Source organism: Rhodococcus sp. NCIMB 12038, assembly GCF_002165735.1.
Lineage (GTDB): Bacteria > Actinomycetota > Actinomycetes > Mycobacteriales > Mycobacteriaceae > Rhodococcus_F.
The window spans coordinates 112905-134058 of the sequence record NZ_NHML01000016.1 but is presented as its reverse complement, the minus strand read 5'-3'; the positions used below and the strand labels follow the sequence as shown (position 1 = coordinate 134058).

General features: G+C 66.0%; 18 protein-coding genes. 8 read left to right on the top strand and 10 right to left on the bottom strand.

Annotated features, from left to right (window positions below; genetic code table 11):
• Nucleotide 1 precedes the first annotated feature (1 nt).
• Entirely contained in the window at nt 2-1423 is a 1422-nt protein-coding gene (locus CA951_RS24595) for an amino acid permease (RefSeq protein ID WP_087559317.1), read from the top strand.
• 137 nt (nt 1424-1560) lie between these two features.
• Nucleotides 1561-2730, top strand: coding sequence for an NADH:flavin oxidoreductase (locus CA951_RS24590; RefSeq protein ID WP_087559316.1), 1170 nt, complete (start codon nt 1561-1563; stop codon nt 2728-2730).
• Between the two features lie 193 nt (nt 2731-2923).
• Here CA951_RS24590 and CA951_RS24585 read toward each other — a convergent pair whose 3' ends face one another.
• The 6 genes from CA951_RS24585 to CA951_RS24560 all read right to left on the bottom strand — a co-directional run bounded on the left by CA951_RS24585 (nt 2924) and on the right by CA951_RS24560 (nt 10385).
• Nucleotides 2924-3706: an SDR family NAD(P)-dependent oxidoreductase gene (locus tag CA951_RS24585; protein ID WP_179220296.1), complete on the bottom strand. Its 783-nt coding sequence runs from the start codon at nt 3704-3706 to the stop codon at nt 2924-2926.
• 117 nt (nt 3707-3823) lie between these two features.
• Nucleotides 3824-4783, bottom strand: coding sequence for a sugar ABC transporter substrate-binding protein (locus CA951_RS24580; protein ID WP_087559314.1), 960 nt, complete (start codon nt 4781-4783; stop codon nt 3824-3826).
• A gap of 77 nt (nt 4784-4860) precedes the next feature.
• Nucleotides 4861-5886, bottom strand: coding sequence for an ABC transporter permease (locus CA951_RS24575; RefSeq protein ID WP_087559313.1), 1026 nt, complete (start codon nt 5884-5886; stop codon nt 4861-4863).
• On the bottom strand, nt 5883-6845 hold the full coding sequence (locus tag CA951_RS24570) for an ABC transporter permease (protein WP_087559312.1): 963 nt from the start codon (nt 6843-6845) through the stop codon (nt 5883-5885). Before CA951_RS24570 ends, CA951_RS24575 begins: the two co-directional genes overlap by 4 nt.
• A complete protein-coding gene (locus CA951_RS24565; RefSeq protein ID WP_087559311.1) occupies nt 6842-8362 on the bottom strand; it encodes a sugar ABC transporter ATP-binding protein in 1521 nt (506 codons plus the stop codon). Before CA951_RS24565 ends, CA951_RS24570 begins: the two co-directional genes overlap by 4 nt.
• A gap of 568 nt (nt 8363-8930) precedes the next feature.
• Nucleotides 8931-10385, bottom strand: coding sequence for an NAD-dependent succinate-semialdehyde dehydrogenase (locus CA951_RS24560; protein ID WP_087559310.1), 1455 nt, complete (start codon nt 10383-10385; stop codon nt 8931-8933).
• 373 nt (nt 10386-10758) lie between these two features.
• Between CA951_RS24560 and CA951_RS24555 the strand changes: the two genes are divergently transcribed.
• Nucleotides 10759-11793 (top strand): LacI family DNA-binding transcriptional regulator, encoded by a 1035-nt coding sequence (locus CA951_RS24555; RefSeq protein WP_087559309.1) that lies wholly within the window; start codon nt 10759-10761, stop codon nt 11791-11793.
• A gap of 50 nt (nt 11794-11843) precedes the next feature.
• On the opposite strand, the gene CA951_RS24550 is transcribed toward CA951_RS24555, so the two are convergent.
• The 3 genes from CA951_RS24550 to CA951_RS24540 all read right to left on the bottom strand — a co-directional run bounded on the left by CA951_RS24550 (nt 11844) and on the right by CA951_RS24540 (nt 16389).
• On the bottom strand, nt 11844-12809 hold the full coding sequence (locus tag CA951_RS24550) for a zinc-binding alcohol dehydrogenase family protein (protein ID WP_087559308.1): 966 nt from the start codon (nt 12807-12809) through the stop codon (nt 11844-11846).
• Nucleotides 12810-12909: 100 nt separating this feature from the next.
• Nucleotides 12910-14208: a dihydrolipoamide acetyltransferase family protein gene (locus CA951_RS24545; RefSeq protein ID WP_087559307.1), complete on the bottom strand. Its 1299-nt coding sequence runs from the start codon at nt 14206-14208 to the stop codon at nt 12910-12912.
• 3 nt (nt 14209-14211) lie between these two features.
• Nucleotides 14212-16389, bottom strand: coding sequence for a thiamine pyrophosphate-dependent enzyme (locus tag CA951_RS24540; RefSeq protein ID WP_087559306.1), 2178 nt, complete (start codon nt 16387-16389; stop codon nt 14212-14214).
• A gap of 142 nt (nt 16390-16531) precedes the next feature.
• Here CA951_RS24540 and CA951_RS24535 point away from each other — a divergent pair, with 142 nt between their 5' ends.
• The 4 genes from CA951_RS24535 to CA951_RS24520 all read left to right on the top strand — a co-directional run bounded on the left by CA951_RS24535 (nt 16532) and on the right by CA951_RS24520 (nt 19768).
• Nucleotides 16532-17038, top strand: a complete 507-nt coding sequence (locus CA951_RS24535) for a VOC family protein (RefSeq protein ID WP_087559305.1) — start codon at nt 16532-16534, stop codon at nt 17036-17038.
• A gap of 17 nt (nt 17039-17055) precedes the next feature.
• The gene (locus tag CA951_RS24530) at nt 17056-17736 is read left to right on the top strand and encodes a GntR family transcriptional regulator (RefSeq protein WP_256974051.1); all 681 of its coding nucleotides are present in this window, start codon (nt 17056-17058) and stop codon (nt 17734-17736) included.
• A gap of 65 nt (nt 17737-17801) precedes the next feature.
• On the top strand, nt 17802-19205 hold the full coding sequence (gene lpdA, locus CA951_RS24525; RefSeq protein WP_087559304.1) for a dihydrolipoyl dehydrogenase: 1404 nt from the start codon (nt 17802-17804) through the stop codon (nt 19203-19205).
• A 113-nt stretch (nt 19206-19318) separates the two neighbouring features.
• Entirely contained in the window at nt 19319-19768 is a 450-nt protein-coding gene (locus CA951_RS24520; RefSeq protein WP_087559397.1) for a DUF5709 domain-containing protein, read from the top strand.
• Here CA951_RS24520 and CA951_RS24515 read toward each other — a convergent pair.
• A complete protein-coding gene (locus CA951_RS24515; RefSeq protein ID WP_087559303.1) occupies nt 19761-20171 on the bottom strand; it encodes a helix-turn-helix domain-containing protein in 411 nt (136 codons plus the stop codon). The genes CA951_RS24520 and CA951_RS24515 overlap by 8 nt on opposite strands.
• Nucleotides 20172-20294: 123 nt before the next feature.
• Between CA951_RS24515 and CA951_RS24510 the strand changes: the two genes are divergently transcribed.
• Nucleotides 20295-21152 (top strand): SDR family oxidoreductase, encoded by an 858-nt coding sequence (locus tag CA951_RS24510; RefSeq protein ID WP_087559302.1) that lies wholly within the window; start codon nt 20295-20297, stop codon nt 21150-21152.
• The last annotated feature ends 2 nt before the right edge of the window (nt 21153-21154 follow it).

The window sequence follows — 21154 nt, the reverse complement described above, 5'->3', positions numbered from 1 at the left end:
CATGAACACAGTTCACGACCCACCGGCATCCACCACGCGCCTGCAGCAGGCGATGAAGCCGCGTCAGCTGGTGATGATGAGCCTGGGCGGTGCGATCGGTGCCGGACTGTTCGTCGGTTCCGGCGCGGGCATCGCCGTCGCCGGGCCCGCCGTCCTCGTCTCGTTCCTCATCGCCGGGTTCCTCGTCGTCCTCGTGATGCGGATGATGGGCGAGATGGTGGCCGCCGACCCCGACAGCGGTGCGTTCTCCGTCCACGCCGAGAAGGCGATGGGCCCGATCGCCGGCCGGACCATCGGCTGGCTCTACTGGGTGCAGGTCGTCATCGTGGTCGCCGCGGAAGCGACCGCGGCGGCGGCGATCACCGCCGCATCCATACCGGCGGTGCCGCAATGGGTGGCGGCCCTGGCGTATATGAGTGTGCTGACCGCGGTGAACCTGGCGGGTGTCTCCCGCTTCGGTGAGTTCGAATTCTGGTTCGCCGCATTGAAGATCGTGGCGATCGTCGCGTTCCTGGCGGTCGGCTGCGCAATGATCCTCGGCTGGATCCCGAGTTTCGGCACCCCGGGTCTGTCGAACCTCACCGGCCACGGCGGATTCGCCCCCACCGGAGTCACCGGCATCGCCGCGGGCCTGCTGATCGTGGTCTTCGCGTTCGGCGGCACCGAGGTGATGGCCATCGCGGCCGCCGAGACGTCGGAGCCACGGCGCAACGTGAGCCGCGCGGTGCGGTCCATCGTGTGGCGGATCCTGGTGTTCTACATCGGTTCCGTCCTGATCATGGTGACGGTGCTGCCGTGGACCGCGGGCGAACTCGCGACGGGTCCGTTCGTCGCCGTCCTGAACGCCGCACACGTGCCCGGGGCCGGCGCCGTCATGACCGTCGTCGTGGTCATCGCGCTGCTGTCGTCGCTGAACGCGATGCTGTTCAGTGGTTCCCGGATGATCTACTCGCTGTCCGAGCGCGGCGCCGCCGCGAAGGTGTTCGGCCGGGTGTCGGGCAACGGCGTTCCCCGCGTGGCGGTGCTGGCGTCGGTGGCGTTCGGTTTCGTTACCGTCGTCCTCAACTACCTCGCCCCCGATCGTGTTCTTCCGCTGCTGCTCAATGCGGTGGGTTCGACGATCCTGGTGTTGTGGACGTTCGTCACCGTCTCGCAGATCGTGTTGCGGCGGCGCGCCGAGAAGTCGGGCCGGACGGATCTGCCGCTGAAGATGTGGGGTTTCCCGTACCTGTCGTACGTCGCCCTCGCGCTGCTGGCCGCGGTCGCGGTGCTCGCCTTGTTCGACGACGCGGCGCGCAACCAGCTGTTCGCGACATTGGCGTTCACGTGCGCGATCACGCTGGCCTGCTGGGTGCTCGGACTCAGGCAACGCGGCGCGACTACCGGTGCCGAGCCGGAGAAGACGCCCGAGACCGTCGGCTGAGACGTCGCTCCGCGGTCTCACGGACGTCGAGGGGTCGTCCGTGGGTCCGCGGTGGCGTCTCCCGCTGAGCGGACACATTCCGGTCGTCGAACCGCCCCGTGACCTACCGTCGAGCGCACACGACGAAGGGCCGGGGAATGACCGCACATCCAGACGTTTTCGCTCCGTCCACGTTGGGCCCCATCACGTTACGAAACCGGATCATCAAGTCCGCCACGTTCGAGGGCCGCACGCCCGACGCCCTGGTCACCGACGAACTGATCGAGTTCCACCGCCGGCCCGCGGCCGGCGGCGTCGGGATGTCGACGGTGGCCTATTGTGCCGTGGCCCCCGAGGGCCGCACCGAACGCGGGCAGTTGTGGATGCGCCCGGACGCGGTACCCGGGCTGCGCAGACTGACCGACGCCATCCACGCCGAGGGTGCCGCCGCGTCCGCCCAACTCGGTCACGCCGGACCCGTCGCCAACGAGAAGTCCACCGGACTACCCGCGCTCGCGCCCTCGCGATCCTTCAATCCGCTGAGCATGCGGATGATCCGCAGCGCCACGGCCGCCGACATCAGCAGGATCACCGCCGCCCACGGCACCGCGGCACGGCTCGCGGTCGAGTCCGGCTTCGACGCGGTCGAAATCCACTTCGGCCACAACTACTTCGCCAGTTCGTTTCTCAGTCCGAAACTGAACCGTCGCACAGATTCCTACGGCGGATCACTCGAGAACCGGGCCCGGGTGGTGCGCGACGTCGCCCGCACCGTGCGCGACGCCGTCGGCGGCCGGGTCGCGATCCTCGCCAAACTCAACATGGACGACGGCGTCCCCGGCGGCTTCTGGCTCGACGAGGCCGTCCAGGTGGCCCGGTTGCTCGAGCTCGACGGCAGTGTCGATGCCCTCGAACTCACCATGGGCAGTTCACTTCTCAATCCGATGTACCTGTTCAAGGGCGACGCGCCGGTCCGCGAGTTCGCCGCCGCCATGCCGCAACCGGTCCGCCTCGGCGTCCAACTGGTCGGGAAGTCGATGATCCACGCGTACCCCTACCGCGACCTGTTCATGCTCGAGCACGCCCGCCAGATCCGCGCGGCGGTGACGCTGCCGCTCGTCCTGCTCGGCGGAGTCACCGACCGGGCCGGAATGGACACCGCCATGGCGGAGGGCTTCGAATTCGTCGCCATGGCCCGGGCCCTGCTCCGCGAACCCGACCTGGTGAACCGCATCCGGTCCGAATCCGGCACCCGGTCGCTGTGCATCCACTGCAACAAATGCATGCCCACCATCTTCAGCGGAGCCCGCTGCGTGCTCGTCGAATAGCGCGCGAACCCTGCGCGGGCCGCATACGCACCTTGATTGCAACCAATTGCAATATGCTGCCACCTCGACGACATAAAACTGCTCCCCGAGAGTCTGCACTGAATTACTCAGTCCAACTCCCGGGGAGCAGTTCACGACGAGGGGTCTTCCGTCGGCCCTAACCAGAGCTCGATTCGATCATCCTCGTTGGGCGTCAGGACATCTCGAAGCCGCCATCGACATTGAGCGCCTGTCCGGTGATGTTCTTCGCGAGGGGGGAGGCGAGGAACGCGGCAGCGGCACCGATGTCCTCGGGCAGCTGCGGTCGAAGCAGCGGGATGCCGGCGAGGGTCTGGGTCCAGGCCTCTTCGATCGTGATGTTCTTCGCCTCGGAGATTTCGGCCAGTTCGACTTCCCACATCTGGGTTCGGACGATTCCGGGGCAGATTGCATTGACCCGGACATTGTCGGCGGCCAGTTCCAGGGCGAGCGACTGGGAGAAGCCGATGACGCCGAATTTACTCGCGCAGTAGTGCGTCATGTTCTTCTTGCCGGAGCGGCCGGCCACGGACGAGATGGAAATGATGCTGCCGTGCCCCTGTGCCTTCATCAGAGACGCGACGGCGCGGCTGGTGCGCTGAACGCCGGTGAGATTGACGTTGATCATCGCGTCCCACTCCTGATCGGTCATTTCGATCAGGGGAACCCGGCCGGAGATGCCGGCGTTGTTGACGAGGACGTCGATCTGGCCGAATTCTGCGACGACTGCTTCTGCCATCGCGGCTCCGGACTCACTGCTCGTCACATCGTGCTGCACGCCGAACGCGGTGATTCCCACGCTTGCCAGGTGGTCGACGCGCGATTTGACCTTGGTCTCGTCGATGTCGGTGATCACGACCTTCGCTCCGAAGCCTCCGAGTGCTTCTGCGATTCCTGCGCCGATTCCTCCGCCGGAGCCGGTGACGATCGCGACCTGGTCCTTCAGCAACGGTTCCATGTTGTGCCTCTTCTCGGTTCTCTGTGTGTTGTTTCGCGTGGTACTGGGATGAATCGACATCGTTCTCTCTCACGATGCACGATTCAGCAATCGATTGCTGCCGTCAAGGCCCCGAGTTCACCACTCGGGCGGATACTGGCTTGCGTTGTCCTGGGTGACCAGCGGCATCGGCATGAAGGTGTCGGAAACTGTCTTCTTCTCGATGACATCGGCGATCGTGTTGATCGCGTATTCGCCGTCCCAGATGGGTGATTGGAACAGGGTGCCGTACTGCGCGCCTGCGAGGACGTTGGCTTGTCCGAGTACGGTGTTTCCGCATCCGACGATGATCCGCGACGCCGGATCGATGCCACGGTTCTTCATGGCTTCGACGACGCCGGCCGCCATGGTGTCGTCTTGGGCATAGACGCCGTTGATCTGATCGCCGAATCGGGTGACGAGTTCCGAAGTGGCGGTGATCGCTTGTGCCTTGTCCCAGTTCGCGGGCTGCTCTCCGAGAATCTTGATACCCGGATACTTCGTTGCGAGCTGAGCTTTGAAGCCGTTGAGGCGATCGACCGCGGTGGAGTTACCGGACGTTCCCGCGATGACGATGATGTTTCCCTGGCCACCCATGCCGGTGTTGAGCAGGTCCGCGTCCAGGCGGCCCACCTCGTCGTTGGAGGGTCCCGAGTATGCGCGCACGAGTGACTTGTCGTCGGCTTTGACGTCGGAATTCGTGGAGGTGACCGGGATCCCGGCCTTCTCGGCCTTCAACAGACAAGGTCGCACGGAGGCGGCATCGGCCGGCCAGAGGATGATTCCGTCCGGCTTCTTGGCGATCGCTACGTCGCATTCCGATGCCTGCCTCGACGGGTCGTACTTGGAGTTGGTGATTTCGAGGTCGATTCCACGCTCCTCGGCTTGCTTACGCAGTGTGGCGACGTAAGTGGCGCCGTACGGCTGGTCGTTGCCCTGAGGCAGCAGCGCGACGACCTGGGGTGCGTCCGAGGCCGAGGAGGTGCCGCAGGCCGCGAGGGTTGCGGCGGCGACGGTGATGGTGAGCGCGACGCCTGCTGTGCGTACTGCCTTGTGCATTGCGTTTCTCCTGGTGTGAAAGACCCGGGCGGTGTTGCTGGAACGGCGGGGAGGGTGGCCCGAGGTGTGAGGGGCGATCAGAATCGCGGGTCGTTGTCGGGTTCTTGCCTGAGCCGGCCGACGAGGTCCTTGGCACGTTCACGGAGCAGTCGCAGTGATGCCGGATCAGTCGTGATCGCGATGAAGAGGACGACGCCGATGAGGATGTCCTTGATCTCGGGTGCGTAGCCGCCGAAGTCGAGGGTGATTTGAAGGATGCCGAGCGCGGAGGCACCGATGAGGGTCCCGACGATCGTCCCGCGGCCTCCGTTGAGGAGGATTCCGCCGACCACCGCTGCCGCAATGCCCACCAGAAGGACGGTCGAACCTGCAGTCGGGGTGGCCGAGGTCAGCTCGAGAGTATTGATGATGCCGGCCACCGAAGCCAGCAGGGCACACATGACGAACGAGGTGGTGAGCCGCCGTCGGACCGGCAGTCCGGCATCGACCGCAGCCTGGCGGTTTCCGCCGACGGCATAGAACTCGCGGCCGACCTTGGTGCGGGTCAGGAAGATGTGCAGGGCCGCGAACACCGCCATGAAGATCAGGATCCGGGGGGTGAAGCCCCAGAAGACCGGCTGGCCGAAACTGACTCCTGCATCGGTGTTCTCGATCGGGACCGGCTGCCCGGCTGTCAGCACGAAGGCGAGGCCACGTACCGCGAACATGGTCCCCAGCGTCGCGATGAACGAGTTGACCTTGAGGAAGACGACGAGAAACGCGTTGACCAGGCCGATTGCGAGGCCGAGGATCAGGGCGAGCGCGATGCCGACCCCCAGTGAGCTGTTCAGTGCGACTACCGCTCCGGAGGCCGCCAGGACGCTGCCGACGCTCAGGTCGAGTTCACCCTGCAAGATCACCAGGGTCAGACCCAGTGCGACCAATCCGTCCAGCGCGATGCGGGACAGGGTCACGTTGTAGGCGGTGAAGATGACCGGTTGTGTGATCAGCGCGTAGATCAGGACGACCGCGAGCAGGATGATGGCGCGTGTCTCGGTGCGCCGGGCGAAGAACGTCTTCGCGGGGAGTTTGTTCACACGGGCTTTGCCGAATGTGGTGGTCATCGGTTACCTACCTTGCGGGTCAGTGCATCGAGGGCGACGGCCGCGACGATGATGGTGCCCGTGACGAGTTGCTGCCAGGCGAACGAGAGGCCGAGGAGAACGAGGATGTTGGAGACGATCGCGATGAAGATGACACCGATCAGCGTGCGCTGAATGCTGCCCTTACCGCCGAAGAGGCTGTTGCCGCCGACGATGACCGCGGCGAGGGCGGAGAAGTCGAAGCCCGTCGACATGGTGGCGACCGATGTATTGGAGATGCTGGTCAACGCCCATCCTGCGACCACGCAGCACAGGGAGGACACGACGAAGGCTCCGGTGACCGTGAGTCCGCCGCGGACACCGGAGAAGCGGGCCGCCGCTCGGTTGGAGCCGAGTGACTTCAGGGAGAAGCCGAACACTGTGCGCGACAGCAGGAACCAGCCGATGACTGCCATCACGATCAACGAGCCGGCGACGAGGGGAAGGAAGCCGATGTGGGTGGTGCCGAACTTGTTGACCAGGCCACCGACCTCGCCGTAGTAGATGGCTCCGTTGGTCAGGTACGACAGCAGGCCGAGGGAGATGCCTCCGGTCGCGAGCGTGACCACCACGGCGTTAGCGCGCAGGGCGCCGACCGCGATGCCGTTCACGATTCCGACGAGGACGCAGATGGCGACGCCGAGGACCATTCCCATGCCCAGGTCGCCGACGCTGAGAAGCATCACGCCGGCGATCGCGACCTGGGCGACGACGGAAAGGTCGATGTAGTTGGCACTGATGACGACGAAGGTCATTCCGATCGCGACGATGCCGACCGGTGCAGCGCGGTGGAAGATGTCGACCACGTTCGAGGTGGTTGCGAATCCGTTGACGGACAGTGCGGCCACGAGGACGAGGGCGGCGGTGACGGCGAAGATGCCGTATTCGCCCATGGTCGACGCGACAGGCGCTTTCGACTTTTCGGGGGTCAGGACGCTCATACTGATTCTGTCTTCCTTCCAGCGGCCATCCGCATGACGGCACTGTCGGTGGCTTCGGCGCCGGGGAGAGTTCCGACGATCCGCCCGTCGCGCACGACGTGGATGGTGTCGGACAATTCGAGCAGTTCGGGCAGATCGGAGCTGACCATCAGCACTGCTGCGCCGTCGTCAGCCAGCTTGCGCACGAGGTCATGGATTTCCGCCTTCGCACCGACGTCGACTCCACGCGTGGGTTCGTCGAGGACCACGAGGCACGGATTGGTGGGCAGCCACTTTCCGATGACGATCTTCTGCTGGTTTCCGCCGCTGAACTGGCCGCCCTCGCGCCGAGGCAGGGCGGGGTGCATTCCGACCTGCCCGATGACGTCGTCTGCCAGCGCTGCGAGGGCTCGGAAGTTCAGTACTCCGAACTTGTTCAGCTTGCTGCGGGAGGGCAGAGCGATGTTGTCGGCCGCGGTCATGGTCAGGGCGAGTCCCTCGGTGCGACGTTCCTCGGGGACGTAGGCGACGCCGAGCCGAACCGACTGCTCGTAGGCGCGTAGTGCCTTCCACTTGCCCTCGCTCCGGAGCCGGACTTCGCCCCCGGTGCGCGGGTCGGCGCCGATGATGGCGCGGACGATCTCCGACCGGCCCGAACCGACCAGTCCACCGAGTCCGACGATCTCCCCCGCCCTGACGGTGAACGAGACGTCGTGGACCTTGTCGGCTCTGACGTTGCGCGCCGACAGCGTCACCGGTCCCGGGTCGAAGGTCCTGCGAGGCTTGTGGAGGTCGGCGGCGAGTTCGCGTCCGACCATCATGTCGACCAGTTCGTCACCCGTGGTGATCGACAGATCGGGGCGCCCGACCACGCGCCCGTCACGCAGCACCGTCGCACGTTCGCACAGCGACATGATTTCCGGGATGCGGTGCGAGATGTACATCAGCGCGATGCCCTGCTCGGACAGTCGCATCAGCAGGCCCAGAAGATGATCGGTCTCGGACGGGGTCAGTGTCGCCGTCGGTTCGTCGAGAATCAGCACTCGGGGCTTGCGGGCGACCGCGCGGGCGATCTCCACGAACTGCCGCGACGCGACGGACAGCCGACCCACCGGTTCGGTGACATCGAGTTCGACCCCGATCTCGGCGAGCGCATCTTTCGCGAACTGGCGCTGCGCGCTGCGTCGGACGAATCCGAACTGAGTCGGGCACTCGCCGAGATCGATGTTCTCGGCAACGCTCAGCTCGGGAACCAGGCTCAATTCCTGATGCACCAAGGCGATTCCGGCGCCAAGGGCCGAACGCGCGCCACCCTCGATGGAGGTTCCGCCGAGCGAGACCGAACCGGTGTCGGGGGCGAGCACTCCGGCGATGATGCGCATCAGTGTCGATTTTCCGGCACCGTTCTCACCCACCACCGCGTGCCGCTCGCCCGGCTGAAGTGCGATCGAGACATCGTCGAGGGCGAGGGCGCCGCCGAAGCGCTTGGATATGCCGGTCGCCTCGAGGATGTGCTGCGTCGTTGTCTGTGCTGTCATGTGGACCCTGATCTTTCGTACGGATCGACGTCAGTGCCGTGTTCGCAGATGACGTTCAGTTGTCGCCGTGATGTCGATTGAGGCGGCCGGTGCGCCCGCCTCCGGTGGAGGTGTCGCCGCTACCAGATCCGGCCGGGCGGGCAGAGGTTCCGTGACCTGCCCCGCTTGCACTGATTGGTCGGGCCCGCGAACTTCGTTCCGCAACACGGTCTCGACCGAATCGTCCTGGCAGATGTCAGACGTGGTTCCGCATGACGAGCGATCCCGCCTGACCAGAAGTCGCAATCGTTTACATCCCGATCTTCTGTCTGTTTACTGCGTAATTGCTTCACTGTAACGAACTCTTGCAATCCATTGCAGTCGTGATAATCATCACTGCCCACCGAGCGAATGTCAACCCCGGCGAGGGGGCGGGACGAGCCCACCGAACAGGCAGGGAGAAAATCGGCCCCGGCCTGCGCACGCGCGGGTCGGCGGCGACGCCGGACAGGGTTCGCGGCCGGCACTGTCCCACCGGCCGTGCGGCCGAGTGCGACCAGATCCCTCCTCGCCCCGTCCGGCGCCGGCGTCACCAGTCGATGGCGACGTACTTGGTCTCCATGAACTCGTGGATCCCCTCGCTGCCACCCTCACGGCCGAGGCCGCTGTGCTTGACACCGCCGAACGGTGCCGTCGGATCCGAAATGAATCCACGGTTGACCCCGACCATTCCGGCCTCGAGCGCCTCGGAGACGCGCAGTGCGCGTGCGAGGTCCGCGGTGAATACGTAGGAGGCCAGACCGAGCTGGGTGGCGTTGGCCAGGTCGAGCGCCTGCGCTTCGGTGTCGAACCGGACCAGCGGGGCAACCGGCCCGAAGATCTCGTGCTCGAGGATGGGGTTGTCCCCGTCGATGCCGGTGATCACGGTCGGCGGATAGAAGGCGCCCGGACCGGCCGCGGCTTCACCTCCGGTGGTCACGGTGGCGCCTGCCTCGACACTCTGGGCGACCAGACCGGTCGTCTCCTCGACGGCGGCAGCATTGATCATTGCGCCGACCTCCACCGAACGGTCCAGACCGCTGCCCAGCGAGAGCTCGGAGAGCGCCTTGGTCAGCCGGTCGGCGAACTCGTCGTAGATGCCGGATTGGACGTAGAAGCGGTTCGCCGCGATGCACGATTGTCCGCCGTTGCGCATCTTGGCCACCACGGCCCCCGCGACGGCCGTCTCCAGGTCCGCATCGTCGAATACGAGGAAGGGGGCGTTGCCACCGAGTTCCATGGAGACGCTGAGGATCTGCTCGGCCGCGTCGCGCAGCAGCGCGCGTCCGACCTCAGTGGAGCCGGTGAAGGACAGCTTGCGGGTGGCGGGATGGGCGAGCATGGCCTTGACCACCGCACCCGATCGGCGAGCGGGGAGGACGTTCACCACACCGGCCGGGACACCGGCGTCGGTCAGCACCTGCGCGACGGCCAACGCCGTCAGCGGGGTATCGGACGCGGGCTTGAGTACCACCGGGCAGCCGGCGGCCAGCGCGGGCGCGATCTTTCGGGTCGCCATCGCTGCGGGGAAGTTCCACGGCGTGACCAGCACGGCGGTGCCGATCGGCTGCTGCAGCGTCAGGATGCGCTTGTCGCCCTGCGGCGAGGTCTGCAGATGTCCGGCCACCCGCACGGCCTCCTCGGAGTACCAGCGGAAGAATTCGGCGGCGTACTTGACCTCACCGGCCGCGTCGGCCCAGGACTTGCCGTTCTCACGAACGATCAGTTCGGTGAACTCGTCGATGCGCGAGGTCATCAGCTCGAAGGCGCGCCGAAGGATCTCCGCGCGGGCACGGGGCGGGGTCGCCGCCCAGTCTCGGCCGGCCTCGTCGGCGGCGTCGACGGCCCGGCGCGCATCCTCCTCGGATCCGCTGGCCACGGTCGCAAGCACCTCGCCCGTGGCGGGATCGAGCACATCGAAGGTGCTGGTGTCGCTCGCGTCGCACCATTTCCCGCCGATGTAGAGCTGGTTGGGGACGTCGGCGAACGGACGTGGTTCGGTCATGGTGACTCCGATCGGTCGGAGTAGCCGGCGACTGTCGCGCACAGACGGCGACAACGTCGACAACTCGGTTTGCTTGCAGCGCCTCGGTCCGGGTGAACCGGCCGGCGAGCGTGACACGTCACGAATCTGCAATCGATTGCTACACGAAGCATAGGATTCGGCTCGTCAGCACGTCAAGGCTCGAATGGAGACCCGGGCGGCGACAAGCACTTGCGCCGGAAGCCGGACTGCGCAATGATACGGTTTCATTGTTGCAAACCATTGCAATTTGGCCGACGGAACAGAGACACCACTGCCGTCGGTTCCACTCCCACGACCCCGGTCCAGCGTGGCTTGCGGGAACGTGAGAGGCCGTCCGAGCAGAAGGGGGCGCATGTCCGAGGCAACTCTGAAGGATGTGGCCCGTGTGGCCGGAGTGCACGTGGGGACCGCATCCCGGGCCCTCGACCCCGAGCGATCCCACCTGGTCAACGAGGTCACCCGCAAGCGTGTCCAGGCGGCCTCGGAAAGCCTCGGGTACAAGGTCAATGTGATGGCGCGCGGCCTGCGCAAGGGGTCGAGCGGACTGATCGGCATGGTCGTGGCCGATGTGGGCAATCCGTTCTTGTCGCCACTTCTGCGGGGGATCGAGCAGGAACTCGGGCCGCGAGGCTTCATGACGGTGGTGGCGGAAACGCATGAGAAGTCGGAGAGTTTGCAGCAGATCTGTGAACAGCTGCTCGCTCGCCGCGTCGACGCCATCGTGATCGCCGCCGCGCACCTCGGTGACGAGCCGTTCATCCGGTCCCTGGAGGCGCTCGTGCCCGTGGTGCTCGCCGTGCGGCAGGTCGGTGGGACCGGCCACCACACCGTGACCCACGACGACGTTCTGGGTGCGCGGCTCGCGACGGCGCATCTGGTCGATCTGGGACACGACACGCTCGCTCAACTGCACGGCCCCGCGGATGTGTCGTCGTTCGTCGACCGTGCAGCAGGATTCCGGCAGGTCGTCTCGGAGCGTGGGTGCCGAGACGTCTCACTCACCGAGGTGGCGGCGAAGCCGACCGTGGCCGAGGGGAAACGGCTCACCGGGCTGCTGCTCGGGCGGGCCGCCATCAGGCCGACCGCCATTTTCGCCCACAACGACCTGATGGCGGTCGGCGCCGTCGAGGCACTGACCGAGGCGGGTCTGTCCTGCCCCGAGGACGTCTCGGTGATCGGCTACAACGACTCCCCGATGACCGCCCACCTCGAGCCGGCTCTGTCGACGGTCCGGCTTCCCAGTCATGCACTCGGCAGGCAGGCCGCCGCGCGCGTGCTTGCCCAACTCGGTGGGCAGGAGCCTGCCTCGACGCTGCAACTGCAGCCCGATCTGGTGTTGCGGAGTTCGACCGCCGGGCGCCGGGGCGTTCTGTCGACCACCGCCTGAACTGCCCGGTCCCCGGAACGCAGCCGTAGGGAAAGAGCACCCCGCCGGAATTACCCGGCCGCGACATCGAAGACATATTTCTCGGTCGATCCCCCGCTGACCTCCCGGTACGTGTCGATCGCCGCGGCGAGGGGCCGCACGACCACCTCGCCGGGAGCCGGCAGCGCGCCGGTCTCGAACGAGACTCGCAACGAGTCGAGGGTGTCGGCGCACGTGATCGTGTCGGTCAGAAGGGAATTGACCCCGACGATGTTCGCCCCGCGGCGGTACAGCTCGCGGAGAGGGATCCGCTCGAATCCGTCGTCGGGCGCGGCGATGACGGCGATCCGGCCGCCGACCGCGATCGCGGAGATCGCAGCCGACAGCCGATACCCGGTGGTATCGAACACCACTTCTGCCCCACCGGGGAAGTGGTCACGGACCGCGCCGGCGACGTGCGTCCGCTCGCCCAGCATGATGGCGGGAAGGCCGCGGGCGGTGAGCGTATCGAGGTGGCGCTCGCGGCGCACCGCGACCACCGGTCGGGCGCCCCGGGAGGCGGCCAGGGCGAGCGCGGCCCGGGCGACGGAACCGAAACCGATGATGAGCACCGACGTGCCCGACCGGACCCCGGCACGGTCGAGCGCTTCGAGCGCGGTCAGATACGGGACACCGCATCCGGCGGCCGCGGCGAAGGACAGATTGTTCGGTTTGCACGAGACTCCGCGGGCGGGCAGGGTCACGAATTCTGCATGGGTGCCGTCTCGGGTGAACCCGAGTTCCCTGCCGCTTCCCCACACCTCGCGCCCGAGGAGGTGCTCGGGCCCCTCGACCACGACACCGGCGAAGTCCCGCCCGGGTGTGCGGGGCAGGGTGGTGCTCGAGAATCCACCCAGCACATTCTTGACGTCGCTCGGATTGAGGCTCGCGGCGTGGATGCGGACACGCACTTCGTCCGAGGCCGGTTCCGGTACGGGGACCTCGTCGTACACGAGCGAGTCGAGCGTGCCGGTTCGGGCAAGTCGCAGTGCCTTCATGGGTTCCTTCGATTCGGCAGGGCACAGGGGTGGCCCCGCGCGGGCGGCCGGACCGAAGAACTGATCGATCCGGCCGCGTCCGGTCGTGCTGCGGTGTGGCCTACAACAGGATCCGCATCGGCGACTCGATGATGCCGATGAACTCTCGCATCCATTCGGCTGCGGTGGAGCCGTCGATCGGCCGGTGGTCGACGGACAGCGTCACGTGCATCACTGTGGCGACTGCGAGTTGACCGTCGGTGACGACCGGTTCCTGACGAGCCGCGCCCACCGCGAGGATCGCCGACTGCGGCGGATTGATGATGGCCGCGAATTCCTCGGTGCCGTACATGCCGAGATTCGAGATGCTCAGCGAACCGCCCTCGAGTTCCGCCTGGCGTAGCTTGCCGTCCCGGGCCCTCGTCGCCAGATCCTTCGTCCCCGCCGCGATCGCGGAGATGCTGCGCTGTCCGGCGTTTCGCACCACCGGTGTGACCAGGCCGCGTTCGGAAGCAACGGCCACGGAGATGTCGACCGTGTCGAACGTGCGGATCGCGTCCTGAGTCCACACCACGTTCATCGCCGGAACAGCGGTGTGGGCCTGGGCGGCGGCCTTGATCACCAGGTCGTTGACGGAGACCTTGGTGGTGCCAGCCTCGTTCAGTTCCGCGCGCAGCGCCAGGAGTCGATCGACGCGAGCACTACCGCGCACGTAGAAGTGCGGAGCGGTCTGCTTGCTTTCGGTCAGCCGCGACGCGATCGCCTTACGGATCCGTGAATGCGGCTCCTCGGTATAACCGGTCGCCCCCGGCGGCGTCGCGGCCGCGACGTCGGGAACATCCTTCTCGGCAGTTTCGGTGCGGACCGGCTGCGAGACGGGTGCGGTGCCGTTGCCGTTGCGATGTGTTCCGTCGATCAGTGCGACGATGTCCCGCTTGACGATTCGACCCTGCGGGCCCGATCCCACGATGCCGGTCAGGTCGAGGTCCCCCTCGCGCGCCAGCCGGCGCACGAGAGGCGTGATGAACCGTCGAGGCTGTTCCGGATCGGCGGCGCCCGCCGTCGAGGCACCGAGCGTGCCGGCCGGAGCCTCCGGCGACGCGTCAGCGGGGACGGCGAAGGACTCTTCGGCCTGCACTCCCAGTTCTTGCAGCGTCTTGTCGAGGTCGGTGACCGTTTCACCCGGATTTCCCGTCAAGGCGATCGGGGCGCCGACTTCGACCGAGGTGCCCGGGTCGACGAGATACTTGATGATGACGCCGGCGGTGTCGGCTTCGATGTCGACGGCGGCCTTGTCGGTTTCCACGGTGGCGATCGCGTCGGCCTGCGCGTACGGGGTGTTCTCCGGTATCTGCCATTCCGCGAGGATCGCCTCGGTCGAATCGGCAGCCACACCGGGCATGCGGAGCAATGTGGGCATGTCTCAGGACTCCAGGATTTCGGTCAGCTTGGCGGTGACCTCGTCGGACTGTGCGATGGCGGCGCGTTCGAGGACCTTGCTGATGGACGGTGAGGCTTCTCCGCCGGTGACTCGTTCGATGGGGTGATCGAGCCAGTCGAAGAATCGCCGCTGGATCTCGTCGGCCAGCCAGGTGCCGTAGGACGTTCCGATCGCGCCCTGCTCGGCGATGACGATCCGGTTGGTCTTCTTGACGCTGGTCTCGATGGTGTCCCAGTCGATGCTGGCGCGGTCGAGCCAGCGGAGGTCGATGACGTCGGCGTCGAATCCGTTCTCGTCGACGGAGTCGAGGACGTACTTGGTCATGGCGAGGTAGGTGATCACGGTGACCGCGGATCCTTCGCGGCGCAGTGCGGCCTTGCCGATGGGCAGCAGGTAGTCGAAGTCGTCGACCGGCGCTTCGCCCTTGGCGTTGTACAGGTCGACGTGCTCGAGGACGACCACGGGATCCTTGCAGCGCAGCGCGGTGTTCATCAGGCCGACGTAGTCGAACGGGGTGGACGGGGCCACGATGCGCCAGCCGGGGGCGGTTGCGAAGATGCCCGCCGGATCCATCGAGTGCTGGGAGCCGTACCCGGTGCCCATCGCGACCTTGCTGCGCAGCACGAACGGCACGTCGTTTTCGCCGCCGAACATGTGTCGTGCCTTGCCGATCTGGTTGAACAGCTGGTCGGCGGCCACCCACATGAAGTCGGCGTACATGAATTCGACGATCGGCTTGTAGCGTCCGTCCAGGGCCATTCCGCCGCCGAGTCCGGTGAAGGCGTTCTCGCTGATCGGTGTTCCGAGGATCCGGTCGGGGAACTTCTCGGCCAGGCCGCGGGTGGCTCCGTTCGTACCGCCGTTGAGGCGGTGGATGTCCTCACCCATGATCACCACGGAGGGATCGGTCTCCATCTGGTGTCCGAGGACGCCGGCGATGGATTCGACGAACTTCGATTCCGTGATCTCGCCGCCGAAGGTGTCACGGTCGACGAACTGGACCCCGTCGAACTCGGAGAGGTCACCGCGGACGCCGACGTCCCGGAAGTCGGGGTCGGGCCACTCGTCGGGTTTGATGCGGCGCTGACCGGGCTTGCCGCCGGGCAGCGGCTCGAGGATGAGGGCCCCGAGTTCGGCCATGACCGCCTTCGCTCGGACCGAGACCTGCTCGATCTGTTCGGCGTCGAGGATTCCCCGGCGCTGCAGATGGCCGGCGAGCTGCTCGATGGGATCGCGGTGGCGGTAGGCCTTCTCCTCGTCCTTGCTGCGGTACCCGAAGGCACTGCCGGGGAAGGCGCCGTTCTGATGGAAGTAGCGGTAGACGTCGACCTCGATCATGGTCGGGCCCTTGCCGGTGCGCATGTGCTCGAGGGCTTCGTTCATGGCGGTGTGGACGGCGAGCACATCCATGCCGTCGACCTTCCAGCTGGGAATGTTGAACCCCAGGCCGCGCGCAGAGAGGCGAGGTTCGGCGGTCGCCTCCTCGACGTTGGTCGAGACCGCGTAGCGGTTGTTCTCGATGAAGAAGCAGATCGGAAGCTTCCACGCGGCGGCGAGGTTGAACGTCTCCAGCGTCGACCCGATGTTGATCGCGCCGTCGCCGAAGTAGGTCACGGCCACCGCGTCGGTGCCCGCATGGCGGTGCGCCCAGGCGTAGCCGGCGGCCAGCGGTACTCCACCGCCGACGATCGCGTTGGTGCCGATCGCGCCGGCTTCTTCCCACTGCAGGTGCATGGATCCACCGCGGCCGTGGCCGAATCCGCGGGAGAGTCCGCAGATCTCGGCGAGGCTGCGCAGCAGAACCGTGCGGATGTCGTCGGTGAGGTCCTCTCGCGGGTCGATTCCCTTCGGGGCGACGTGGTGCAGCGCTTTGGCCAGGAACTGGTGGTGCCCGCGATGGGATCCATTGACCGAGTCGTCGGAGGTCAGCGGAAGGACGGATCCCACCGCGCCGCCCTCCTGCCCGATGCTCGAGTGCGCCGGGCCGTGGATCAGGCCCTGTCCGGCCAGGTCCAGGACGTATTCCTCGAAGACCCGGATCAGGGTCAGGTGGCTGAGCATGTTTTCGAGCAGTTCGGGTGCGGCGGCATCCCAGTCGTCGATGGTCGTGGCGACCTCGACCCACGGGGACGCGGGTTCCAGGGGGGTATGGGTGCTCATGAAGTCTCCAAGCAGATTGAGTCGGCTGTCACACCCTAACCCGAAAATGGATCCAAAGCTAGAACTTGTCCTGGATCAAATGCGGAGTAGTCTGCCAATTGCATCAACAATGGCGCCATTATTGAAGTTGGAGTGACAGACGATGACCACCACGAGTGCAGGTCTTCCCGGAGTGCAGCGACTCGACCACGTCGGAATCACGGTTCCCGACCTCGACGAGGCGAGGCGATTCTTCGTCGACGTACTCGGGTGCGAGTACATGTACACCCTCGGCCCCTACCTGGACGAGGAAGGAAACTGGATGCACGAGCACCTGAACGTGCATCCCCGCGCGGTGATGAACCAGCTGCACTTCTTCCGATGCGGCGGAGCAGCGGTGTTCGAGGTCTTCGAATACAGCGCCCCCGACCAGGACACCACCCCTCCGCGCAACAGCGACGTCGGTGGGCACCACGTTGCCCTGTACGTCGACGACCTGGACAAAGCCGTCGAGTACCTGCGCGAGAACAACGTCACCGTGCTGGGCGAACCCACCGTCAGCAAGGGGCCCAGCGAGGGCCAGCGCTGGGTCTACTTCCTCGCTCCGTGGGGCATGCAGTTCGAGCTAGTGTCGTATCCGAACGGCAAAGCATTCGATCGTCAGAACTGAAGGCAGAAGACACGAACGTGTTGAAAGAAGAACCGGCCCCGGCGAGCGGCGGCGAAGCGGCCAGCGAACGCGTCGCGAAGCACCTGCGCGCGCAAATTCTCAGTGGCGCAATCGGTCCCGGTGAACGAATTCGACAAGAGGACATTGCCGAACAGTTCGGACTCAGCCGCCTACCGGTCCGCGAGGCCCTGCGCATGCTCGAAACCGAGGGGCTCACCGAACTGCAGGCCAACAAGGGTGCACGGGTACCTCACCTGAGCATGAGCGAAGTCGATGTCATCTATCGCATGCGGGAGTCCCTCGAGCCGCTGGCGCTCGGAGAGAGTCTTCCGCTGCTCGATACCGCCGACATCGAACGCCTCGGTTCGATCCAGAGCCGGATCGAGGCCAACACCGACATTCAGGGGTTCCTCGACCTCGATCGAGAATTTCATCTACTCAGCTACTCCGGATGCACGGTCGAACCACTGTCGTCGTACGTCGTCCGGTTGTGGAACACCACCCAGCACTACCGGCGGGCGTTCATCGCCCTGTCCGGGCCCGGGCGGATGTGGATCGTCAATGCCGAGCACCAGTTGCTTCTCGACGCCATCGTCCGCCGTGACGTCGTCGACGCGGGGAACATCCTGCGCGGACACATCCGCCGAACCCGAATCGAACTAGCCCAACATCCAGACATCTTCGGACCCGGAAAGTAAACCTCGCGCGCTTCTGAACACGCTCGCGCACAACGGTATCCGATACACATTCATGGGAGATCTGTATGCCTTCACACTATGACGTCGTTGTCCTCGGAGCCGGTCCCGGTGGGTACGTCGCTGCTATCCGCGCGGCACAACTCGGACTGAGCACTGCCATCATCGAGCAGAAGTACTGGGGCGGTGTGTGCCTGAACGTGGGCTGCATCCCCTCGAAGGCTCTTCTCCGCAATGCCGAACTTGCGCATCTCTTCACGAAAGAGGCCAAGCTGTTCGGTATCTCGGGTGAGGCGTCCTTCGACTTCGGCGCCGCGTTCGACCGCAGCCGCAAGGTTGCCGAGGGCCGCGTCAAGGGCATCCACTTCCTGATGAAGAAGAACAAGATCCCCGAGTACGACGGCAAGGGCACCTTCACCGACGCCAACACCATCGAGGTCGCGCTCACCAAGGGNGGCACCGAGACGATCACGTTCGACAACGCGATCATCGCCACCGGCAGCACCACCAAGCTGCTGCCCGGCACCGAGCTGAGCACCAACGTCGTCACCTACGAAGAGCAGATCATGACCCGGGAGCTGCCCGGATCGATCCTCATCGTCGGNGCCGGCGCGATCGGCATGGAGTTCGGGTACGTGTTGAAGAACTACGGNGTCGANGTCACCATCGTCGAGTTCCTCGACCGTGCGCTGCCCAACGAGGACGCCGACGTCTCCAAGGAGATCGAGAAGCAGTACAAGAAGCTCGGCGTCAAGGTGATCACCGGCGCNGCCGTGCAGAGCATCGACGACGACGGCTCCAAGGTCACCGTCTCGATCAAGAACAACAAGTCCGGNGAGACCGAGACGGTCGTCGTCGACAAGGTGATGCAGTCCGTCGGGTTCGCCCCCCGCGTCGAGGGCTTCGGNCTCGAGACGACCGGTGTGCAGCTCACCGACCGCGGCGCCATCGGCATCACCGACACCATGCAGACGTCGGTGCCGCACATCTACGCCATCGGTGACGTCACNATGAAGNTGCAGCTCGCGCACGTCGCCGAGGCGCAGGCCGTGGTCGCCGCCGAGACGATCGCCGGCGCCGAGACGCTACCGATCGACGACTACCGGATGATGCCGCGTGCCACGTTCTGCCAGCCGCAGGTCGCCAGCTTCGGTCTGACCGAGCAGCAGGCCANNGACGAGGGCTACGACNTCAAGGTCGCGACGTTCCCCTTCGCCGCCAACGGCAAGGCCCACGGCCTCGGCGATGCCACCGGCTTCGTCAAGCTGATCGCCGACACCAAGTACGGCGAGCTGATCGGTGGCCACCTCATCGGCCCCGACGTCTCCGAGCTGCTGCCCGAGCTGACCCTCGCGCAGAAGTGGGACCTCACGGTCAACGAGCTGGCCCGCAACGTGCACACCCACCCCACGCTCAGCGAAGCCCTGCAGGAGGCCATCCACGGTCTCGCCGGGCACATGATCAACTTCTGACCCGAACACCGGCGAGGGCCCGCACAGTCTCTGTGCGGGCCCTTGTCGTTTCGGGCCGGATCGGTTCCGCGATCCGATGGCGAACTGCCCGCCGCGATGGCATCGTGGGGAAGATGACCATGCCGGACAGCACGCCAGAAGGATCCGACGGCGAGTACAGCCTGGACGAAGAGGACCAGCTGCAGCCGGAGGACACGTTGGTCGACCGAGGGGTGGACGACGTTCTCGACGAAGGGTATTCGCCTCCGGAGAAGCCGCTCGGGCTCGACGCGTTCGGAACGACGGCCGCCGAGCAGCGCGAAGGCGAGACCCTCGATCAGCGGCTCGCCGAGGAGGAACCGGATCCGGCGTTCGAGGAGGACGAGAATGCGGAGATCCTCGACGACAACGAGGTCGGACGGCAGCGTTCGGGCAGGCTTCTCGCCGAGGACGAGGGTGTGGGGGAGGACGAGGAGAAGGATCTCGTAGCCTTCGACATCGGAATCGACGGGGGAGCGGCATCGGCCGAGGAGGCCGCGGTCCACATCGTCGACGAAGAGTCCGATCTCGACGACCTCAGCTGACGCCGCGACCGGCGTCGTACTTTTCCTGCGCTGCCAGAACGTCGGGTACGCGCGCCTCGACCAGTTCGATCAGTTCGATCAGGCGTGAACCGACCTCGGCGCCGAGCGGCGTGAGGCTGTATTCGACCTTCGGCGGGATGGCCTCGAGCACGTCGCGGACGACGAGGCCGTCCCGTTCGAGTGCCTGCAGTGTCTGCGACAGCATGCGTTCGCTGACGCCGTCGACGCGTCGGCGGAGTGCGCTGAATCGATAGTTGCCTTCCGTCAGTGCCGCGAGCGCGAGCACACCCCAGCGGCCGGTGATGGTCTGCAGGGTCTCGCGCGACGCGCAGTTGCGTGCGAAGACGTCCGCTTCGAGGGTGCGGTCTTCACTTTCCTGTGCTGGGTGCGCGGGCTCGGACATGCGTCCAGTGTATCCCACGAAGGGGAAGCACTTACTCAAACATTTGCACTTACGAAAAATTAGTGCATTATGGAAAGTGAGCTTGAACAGTCAACTCGCACCACTACGCGCTAGGAGTTCGTCATGACCATCGCCGTCACAGGAGCAACCGGACACCTCGGCAGGCTCGTCGTCGAGGCACTGCTCGACAAGGGAACGCCCGCCGCCGACATCGTCGCCGTCGTCCGCACCCCGGCCAAGGCCGCAGACCTCGCGGACAGGGGAGTTGAGGTCCGGCAGGCCGACTACAGCGATCGCGCCGCGCTCGAGACCGCATTCGCCGGCGTCGACAAGCTGCTGCTCGTCTCCGGCAGCGAGGTAGGACAGCGGGTTGCCCAGCACGCCAACGTGATCGACGCCGCGAAGGCGGCCGGGGTCGGCTTTGTCGCCTACACCAGCGTCCTCGACGCGCAGAACAGCACGATCGGGCTGGCCGTGGAACACCGCGCCACCGAGGATCGGCTGGCGCAGTCCGGGATCGACTTCGCGCTACTCCGCAACGGCTGGTACTGGGAGAACTACCTCGGCAGCATTCCCGCGGCGGGCGAGACCGGTGCGCTGTTCGGCAGCGCCGGGACCGGTGTCGTCGCGGCTGCCGCCCGCAAGGACTACGCCGAGGCCGCCGCCGCCGTCCTGCTCGCCGACGGACAGGCGGGCAAGGTCTACGAACTCGGTGGCGACGAGCGCCTGACGTACGGCGAACTCGCGGACGTCATTTCCTCCGTCATCGGAAAGCCGGTGTCGTACAAGGACCTTCCGCAGGACGAGTACGCCGCCGCGCTCGAGGGTGCCGGCCTGCCCGCACCGATCGCGAGCATGCTCGCCGATTCCGATGCGGGCGTGGCCGTCGGCGCTCTGGACACCGAGAGCGGCGATCTGCAGAGGCTGATCGGCCGCAACTCGACCCCTGCCGCCACCGTCCTCGCCGTGAGTACTTCTTAACC